This is a genomic window from Marinospirillum sp. (assembly GCF_014859565.1).
Genome location: NZ_JACUUA010000187.1, coordinates 1 through 6,230, shown reverse-complemented (window position 1 = coordinate 6,230; position 6,230 = coordinate 1). Strand labels below are relative to the sequence as shown.

At 51.5% G+C, this 6,230-nt stretch carries 7 protein-coding genes; all 7 read right to left on the bottom strand.

The features are described 5' to 3' along the window. Nucleotides 1–1,105 (bottom strand): flagellar hook-associated protein FlgK (flgK, locus tag IBX50_RS15960; protein WP_292257289.1); only part of this gene is annotated, 1,105 nt, incomplete at its 3' end. Between the two features lie 34 nt (nucleotides 1,106–1,139). Then, on the bottom strand, nucleotides 1,140–2,306 hold the full coding sequence (flgJ, locus tag IBX50_RS15955; protein ID WP_292257288.1) for a flagellar assembly peptidoglycan hydrolase FlgJ: 1,167 nt from the start codon (nucleotides 2,304–2,306) through the stop codon (nucleotides 1,140–1,142). Between the two features lie 8 nt (nucleotides 2,307–2,314). After that, a complete protein-coding gene (locus IBX50_RS15950; RefSeq protein ID WP_292257287.1) occupies nucleotides 2,315–3,424 on the bottom strand; it encodes a flagellar basal body P-ring protein FlgI in 1,110 nt (369 codons plus the stop codon). Between the two features lie 17 nt (nucleotides 3,425–3,441). Beyond that, the gene (flgH, locus tag IBX50_RS15945) at nucleotides 3,442–4,125 is read right to left on the bottom strand and encodes a flagellar basal body L-ring protein FlgH (RefSeq protein WP_292257286.1); all 684 of its coding nucleotides are present in this window, start codon (nucleotides 4,123–4,125) and stop codon (nucleotides 3,442–3,444) included. A gap of 40 nt (nucleotides 4,126–4,165) precedes the next feature. Further along, the gene (gene flgG / locus IBX50_RS15940; RefSeq protein WP_292257285.1) at nucleotides 4,166–4,954 is read right to left on the bottom strand and encodes a flagellar basal-body rod protein FlgG; all 789 of its coding nucleotides are present in this window, start codon (nucleotides 4,952–4,954) and stop codon (nucleotides 4,166–4,168) included. Between the two features lie 52 nt (nucleotides 4,955–5,006). Then, a complete protein-coding gene (locus IBX50_RS15935; RefSeq protein ID WP_292257284.1) occupies nucleotides 5,007–5,747 on the bottom strand; it encodes a flagellar basal body rod protein FlgF in 741 nt (246 codons plus the stop codon). 110 nt (nucleotides 5,748–5,857) lie between these two features. After that, a partial coding sequence (locus IBX50_RS15930) for a flagellar hook-basal body complex protein (protein WP_292257283.1) occupies nucleotides 5,858–6,230 on the bottom strand: 373 nt, incomplete at its 5' end.

Below are 6,230 nucleotides of genomic sequence, written 5' to 3'. Positions count from 1 at the left end.
GACGCAGCATAAACTCTTGCGCAGGCAATTTGTTCAGTCCCTGCGGATCAAGCCAGACACCTGCAGGAGCAGTACGCTGAATACCGGTAATACGATCCAGCATAAACTCCTTGGTATTGATATCCTTGAAAAAATCACCGCCCTGGTTACCCTGTAAATCAGTTCCTGCATGGTGCTGGTTGTTGAACTCACCAGCAAACACCAGTGCAATGCGACCAATTTCATTCAATGCTGGATCAAGTGTATCGGTGCGGTAACGCAGTACACCACCCATCTCACCACCAGCAATTTCATTGGTGATATGCATCCGTGTGCCACGATTATCCATCATGTAAACTTCGTAACGACTCTTGTCATTACGACCGGGAACAGCCTCCAGCTTGTTGACGTTTTCGCCGGTAATCAAAGGGATGCCGTTACCTATGGCAACGTTGACGGTTCTGCCATCCTGTTCCTGCACGTTCACTTCGACATACTGGCTCAATTCACGCAGTAGCTCATCACGGCGATCAAACAGGTCATTCGGTGGCTGATTCCGTGTACCTTCATACACTTGGATTTGTTTGTTCAGCTCACCAATACCACCTGCCAATTCATTAATTCGTGCGGTATAGGTACGCAGCTGAGTGTTGAGGTTGTTGTTCTGATCGGTCAGGCGCGACTGAGCCGTTTTAAAACGCTGGCTGACACTATCCGCCTGACTGAATACCAGCTGGCGGGCAGGCTGGGACAGAGGATCGTTGGCCGCAGACTGAATACCTTCAAAAAAGCCATTCAATGCTGTGCCCAGTGCTGAATTTTCGTTGGATAACAGGTTATCCAATTCACTGGAGTTACGCAGGTAGGCTTCGTTATCCTTCAGGCGACTGGTATCCACGCGCACCTGGTGGATGGTGTACTGATCCACAATTCGCTCAATAGTCTGTGTGCGTGAGCCTGTACCCAGATAACCAGCTCCCGTACCAAATGGCGGATTGGTCGTCTGTATGGCGCGCTGACGCGAATAACCGGGGGTATCAATATTGCTGATGTTATGGCCGGTCACACTCAGGTTGTTACGACTGGTGCGCAACCCTGTTAAACCCAGGCTCAGTAAATCTGACATAGTGCCATCCTTCTGGTTTGTTCAGTCCGGTAATCTATTGTTTATCGGCAGTTTTTGTGGGTACTGCAGGTGTTTCCGGTAATTCCTGTCCAACATTCTGTAACGCCTGGTTAAGCGTTGATCCATCCATAATGTTGATAATCTTGCTGGCATAACGTGGATCAGTGGCATAACCCGCTTGCTGCAGCCCACGTGCAAAAGCCTGAGGATTATCGGCTTTTTCCAGTGTCTGTTGATAACGTGGGTTTACAGTTAAAAAGTCCACATAATCATGCATCGACTGTTCAAATGACTCGTAAGCCCTGAACGGCCAGCGCTCCTGCTGCGGCTGACCATTGCGATACTCAAGCGTCTGCACTTCAGCCGAATCACCATCCCAGCGGCGATCAGCCTTGATACCAAACAGGTTAAAACTGTTGGAACCATCTTCACGGGGCACCATAAAACGCCCCCAGCCGGTTTCCAGTGCAGACTGCGCCAGCATCAGTTTTGGATCGATGCCAATACGGGCTGCTGCCTGCTGCGCCAGTGGATAAAGATGGCGTACAAAATCTTCCGGTGATTCAAAATAAGCGCGTTTGTCTTCACGAACCGGCAAACCTTTTATTTCCAGCGGCTGACGACCAGCCACATCACCCGCTGCGGTCATCGGAGGACGGCGAGCAGCCTGCACTGCTTCAGCAGCTGCCTTGCGATCATCCTGTTGCGCCTTGGCAACCACCATATTTTCTGCATCAGCCAAAGGTGCACGCGAAAAACGCAAGCGCCGCGCATTTAGCTGACCCATTACATCTTCAGTCAGAAGTTGCGCACCACGACGCACTTCTTCCGGTACATCACTGATGGGTTCACGCGGTGCTTTAGACAATTGACTAACCAGCAAATCCGCCAGCCCCATGCCTTTGCCACTGTTCGACTGGGTCATGGCAATGGAAAACTGTTCATCCAACATGCCCTGGAAAAAAGACATTTCTTTGGATTTCAGTAACGTCTCTTCACCACCAATCAGCTCATCCGCTTCACGGGCACTTTTCATGATCATCTGGATGAACAAGGCTTCGAACTGACGAGCAACTTCTTTGAGTGCTTCGGGATCTTCCTCGATGGCACCTTTTTTCAGCTCTCTTAAACCCTGAAAGTCGTGATAGGCATTCTGAGCTTTGGCATAGTTGCCACTGCTAGCCTTGTCTCCAATCATCATTTCACCCGTTAAATCACAATCAGCTGGGCATTCAGTGCACCAGCCTGTTTTAATGCTTCCAGAATGGCCATCAGATCACCCGGTGCGGCACCCACCTGATTAACAGCTCTGACAATTTCGTCCAGCGTGACACCCGCATCAAACTTGAACATCGGGTTATTTTCCTGAGCGATATCGATCTGAGTATCCTGCTGAACCTCCGCATCACCATCAGCAAAAGGACCAGGCTGAATCACTTGAGGGGCTTCAGCAATGGTCACCGTAAGACTGCCATGAGTCACCGCCGCAGGTGCCACCCGTACATTCTGCCCAATCACAATGGTACCGGTACGGGAGTTGATAATGACCTTGGCCGCTACCTCAGCGGTGGTGACCTGGATATTTTCGAGTACCGATAAAAAAGCCACCCGCTGGCTGGTATCACGCGGTGCACGTACACGAATGGATACCGGATCCAATGCATGAGCCACACCCGGCCCCATCAGGTTATTGATGGCTTCTTCAATACGACGAGCCGTCGTAAAATCCGGGTAATGCAGGTTAAACGTTAGGGTGTCACTGTCACCAAAGAAGTTGGCAACCTCCCGTTCCACTGTGGCACCGTTGGGAATCCGACCAACACTGGGAACGTTAACCGTCACTCGTGAGCCATCCGCACCACCAGCCCCGAACCCTCCCACCACCAGGCTGCCCTGCGCCACGGCATAAACATTACCATCTGCACCACGCAATGGGGTCATCAACAGAGTGCCGCCACGCAGGCTATCGGCATTACCTATGGAAGAAACCGTAATGTCCACACTCTGGCCTGGCTTGGCAAAAGGGGGCAGCTCAGCATTCACCGTCACCGCAGCCACGTTCTGGGAACGAGGATTAACACCAGGCGGTAAGGTAATACCAAATTGGTTCATCATATTGGCAAAGGTTTGATTGGTGAATGGCGCGTTATCACCCGTACCATCCAGACCCACAACCAGGCCATAACCAATCAGCTGATTACTGCGCACCCCTTCAACGGTGGTGACATCTTTCAGGCGACTGGTTGCCAGCAAGGGTGATGAAAAGCTCACCAACAAACCAAGAATCAGTGACCAGCGTAAAACAGCAGCAACTTTCATGAAATGAACCTCAGGCATTACAGCGGCCACCAGCCACTGTTAAAGAAACGAGCCAGCCAGCCCTGACGATTGGCATTGGCTAGATCACCAGTACCACTGTAGGTCAGGCGAGCATCAGCCATCTGGGTTGAGATCACACTATTATCCGGACGTATGTCTTCCGGACGCACAATGCCAGACACCCTTACATATTCAGCGCCTTGATTCAGCGTTAGCCATTTTTCACCACGTACCAGCAGGTTACCGTTGGGGTAAACATCATGCACAGTCACGGTGATACTGCCGAGCAGGCTGTTACTCTGATCTGCGCTGGCATCACCGGAAAAACTGCGATCCGAGTTCATATTCAGCCCCAGATTGACGGGGGAGTCGCGTCCACCGATATTAGGGTTGACCACATTGACGTTAGTGTTGCGTGACATATCAGAAGAGGCTGACTTGCTGGAACGTGTTTGCTCTTCCATATGCACAGTGATCACATCACCCACACGGTAGGCTTTGCGGTCACCAAACAGCGCCTTGCTATGACTTGCCTGATATAACGAACCACGAGTCGGGGGAGGCGGCTCCATGCGACTGGGCTGTACCGGTGCATAAAATGGGTCATCCGGTTTAACCTCCGGCTCACCCGGCGCAGTGGCACAACCTGCCAGTAAAAGAACCAGCACCAGCAATGACAACAACCGATTAAAATGCAACATCTTTCCTCTCCCCCTGCAAAACCCGTTATATCACTCGCTCTTAAAGAGTCTGAGTCAGGTTGCGCAGCATATCATCAGCGGATGAAACCACCTTGGTATTCATTTCGTAAGCACGTTGAGTGGTAATCATATCCACCAGCTCTTCAACAGCACTGACGTTGGACAGTTCCAGCATGCTCTGTTCAACCGCACCAAAACCATTCTCACCACCCACACCATCCAGCGGTGCACCGGAACCGGCTGTTTCCACAAACAGATTGTGACCAATCGCCAGCAGACCAGCCGGGTTCACAAAGTCCACCACTTCCACCTGACCAATCTCTTGTGGCTGGTTGTTCTGTCCAGCCTGAGTGACCGTCACTGTACCGTCACGACCAATGGTGATGGAGTTGGTATTATCAGGTACTACAATCTCCGGCTCCAGCGGGAAACCGTTGGTATTCACAATACGGCCTTCCGCATCCAGGTGGAACTGACCATTACGAGTATAGGAAATCTCACCATCGGGCATCTGAATACGGAAAAAACCACGGCCATTGATTGCCATATCCAGAGGCTGATTGGTCACCTCCAGGCTGCCCTCTGTGAATTGGCGCTGGGTTGCAGTCACTCGCACACCGGTACCCAACTGCAGACCTGTAGGCAACTGGGCATCACCGCCATTCTGTGCACCAGGCATTTTCTGCGCCTGATACAGCAGGTCTTCAAAAATGGCGCGATTGCGCTTAAAACCCACAGTGTTGACGTTAGCCAGGTTGTTGGCAATGGTGGACATTTTGGTGTCCATTGCATTCAAACCTGTTTTACCTGTCCAGAGTGCCGGATGCATAGTTCAAACCCCTTTAATCAATTCGTCTTGTTCATTTCGGTGTGTCTGGTGATCAGCTCATACGCAGCAGGCTGCTGGCGGTTGCGCCATTTTCATCAACAGACTTCATCATCTTCACGTTCATTTCATACTGCCGTGACAGTGCCAGAATATTGGTCAGCTCGTTCACAGCATTAACATTACTGGTTTCCAGAGCGCCAGACTCCACACGAACCAACTCATCAGCTGGCAACACATCTTCAAAGTTTCTGGGGCGCATCAAACCATCCAACCCCTTTTCCATGGTCAAACCCAGCGCCGTAGGATTCACCAATTTAATCTGATCCACCAATTCCGCATCTGCACCACCATTAGCAGCACTGATACCACCATCACCATTTACATGGAAATGCACACCGGGCGGCAATACCACGGGACCACCATTGCCGATGACCGGCAAGCCATTGCCGGTACGCAGCACACCATTGGCATCAATATTCAGATCACCACGACGGGTATAGGCTTCTTCACCATTGGGCGCCTGCACAGCAATCCAGCCATCACCCTGCACAGCCACATCCAGTGGATTACCAGTGTAATCATAACTGCCGGACTGAATATCAGTGGCGGGACGCTCTGTCAGGGCGTAAACACGGCTGGGGTGGTGCTGACCAAACACCGGCATGGCACGCGCCTGCTCAAAATCAGCCCTGAAGCCCGTGGTATTCACGTTGGCAAGGTTATTCGAGCGTGCCGTCTGTGCCATCATGTTGTGCTTGGCGCCAGTCATGGCAATAAAAAGGGCTTTATCCATGGGTGTCTCCAGAATCAGTATGACCGCTAATGACCCAATACACTGCAAGCAACATGCCAGAAACGACAAAGGCGCACCGAAGTGCGCCTTTACAGGAAAGAACCGCAGAATTAACGCAGATTAATAATCGTCTGCGTGATGGTGTCCTGGGTTTGAATAGTTTTGGCGTTGGCCTGATAGTTACGCTGACCAATGATCATCTTCACCAGCTCTTCAGCCAGATCCACGTTGGAATCTTCCAGTGCACCACCAGAAATGGTACCGGTAATTCCCGTGCCTGCGGTGTTAAAAGTAGGAATACCCGACTCAGCAGTTTCCAGCCAGGCCGTGGAACCATTCGGTTTTAAACCTTCCGGAGCAGTAAAGGTGGCTATCGGCACCTGGCCGACCGCGCGGTTCTGCCCATTGGTATAACGACCAAACACTGTTCCATCCGGCCCGACCTCCAAACCCGCCAGACGACCCGTGGTGTAACCATCCTGA

Excerpts from the sequence above, each read along its gene's own strand:
- flgJ (WP_292257288.1), bottom strand. The coding sequence starts at position 2,306 with ATGATGATTGGAGACAAGGCTAGCAGTGGCAACTATGCCAAAGCTCAG.
- IBX50_RS15950 (WP_292257287.1), bottom strand. The coding sequence starts at position 3,424 with ATGAAAGTTGCTGCTGTTTTACGCTGGTCACTGATTCTTGGTTTGTTG.
- flgH (WP_292257286.1), bottom strand. The coding sequence starts at position 4,125 with ATGTTGCATTTTAATCGGTTGTTGTCATTGCTGGTGCTGGTTCTTTTA.
- flgG (WP_292257285.1), bottom strand. The coding sequence starts at position 4,954 with ATGCATCCGGCACTCTGGACAGGTAAAACAGGTTTGAATGCAATGGAC.
- IBX50_RS15935 (WP_292257284.1), bottom strand. The coding sequence starts at position 5,747 with ATGGATAAAGCCCTTTTTATTGCCATGACTGGCGCCAAGCACAACATG.